Genomic DNA, 1,088 nt, shown 5'->3' with positions numbered 1-1,088 from the left:
CGACGCGGTCTCCGTCGCTCAGGTAGAGAGCACGTTCCGCAGCGTCCGCGTCAGTGGCGGCCTCGATCGGGATGGTCGACCTGACGCTACCATCCGGCGCGAACCGATATGCTTGGTATGGCGAGGTCGCACAGGAGGATTGACGGCCGGCTGGGAAGCTCACGACGTCTGCCATTCACGCGCCTGTCCGCTACAGTCGAAAACACTAGCCCCAAGCCGCTGTAGCTTGACGCACTCTATTCACCGACGCTGGCATCCTGCGCCTCCATGAGCCGCGAAGATAGCCCAGATGACGGGAATGCCGGAGCGAACGCGGGAACAGCTGTCAAGGTTTTTTGAGATCGCCCAATAGGCACTATCCGGTCCGTACAACGCATGGAACGGTCGGCCGACACAGCCGTTTCGCCCCTCACGGCACGCCGCGTTGGCGAGCCGGCGACAAGGTTACCGCTATGGCTACCGGCACCGTGAAGTGGTTCAACGAGACCAAGGGCTTCGGCTTCATCCAGCCCGACGACGGCGGCAAGGACGTCTTCGTCCATATCTCCGCCGTCGAGCGCGCTGGGATGCGCAACCTCATCGAGGGGCAAAAGATCTCCTACGACGTCGAGGCCGACCGGCGCAGCGGCAAGGAAAGCGCCGCCAACTTGAAGAGCGCCTGAGCTTTCCTTCGTCGGGGTAGCAGCGAGTTCTCGTCAGCCCGCTTCGGCTGGCCGGATCGGCCTGCCGTCATCTGCGCGATCCAAGTTGAGCATCGGCTCACCCCGGTAAATTCGGTGACCTCCTCGGCACCGCTCGCCCTCGATGGCGCCGCGCTGGGGTCTTCGGGCCCCGGTTCAACATGGTGGCATCTCGGTCAGATGCCTTCCACACCGGCAACGACCCCTCGCGAACGAACATGGCGAACGCCTCGGCCACTTCCCATCGGTCGAAGGCATGCACTCCGTCCACGGCGCGACCAACAATGCAGGCCTCGTCGGGCGCCTCTGCGATAGGTGGTCGGCTCTCCAGCGAGAACACCACGCCCGACCGATCCGGCCTGAGTTCATCCGGCAGGGCCCCGATCTTTCGCCACAGGCAGTGCCAGC

At 64.2% G+C, this 1,088-nt stretch carries 2 protein-coding genes; one reads left to right on the top strand and one right to left on the bottom strand.

Translation table 11 applies throughout. From position 1 onward, the window contains the following. Positions 1–452: 452 nt before the first annotated feature. Positions 453–662, top strand: coding sequence for a cold-shock protein (locus MOX02_RS30675; protein WP_132255660.1), 210 nt, complete (start codon positions 453–455; stop codon positions 660–662). A 97-nt stretch (positions 663–759) separates the two neighbouring features. Here the strand turns inward: MOX02_RS30675 and MOX02_RS31985 are convergent. Further along, a partial coding sequence (locus MOX02_RS31985) for a hypothetical protein (RefSeq protein WP_210250430.1) occupies positions 760–1,088 on the bottom strand: 329 nt, incomplete at its 5' end.

This window comes from Methylobacterium oxalidis, assembly GCF_007992195.1.
GTDB lineage: Bacteria > Pseudomonadota > Alphaproteobacteria > Rhizobiales > Beijerinckiaceae > Methylobacterium > Methylobacterium oxalidis.
This window is presented reverse-complemented; position numbering and strand designations above follow the sequence as displayed.

Coding starts and splice junctions, on each gene's coding strand:
- MOX02_RS30675 (WP_132255660.1), top strand. CDS start 453: ATGGCTACCGGCACCGTGAAGTGGTTCAACGAGACCAAGGGCTTCGGC.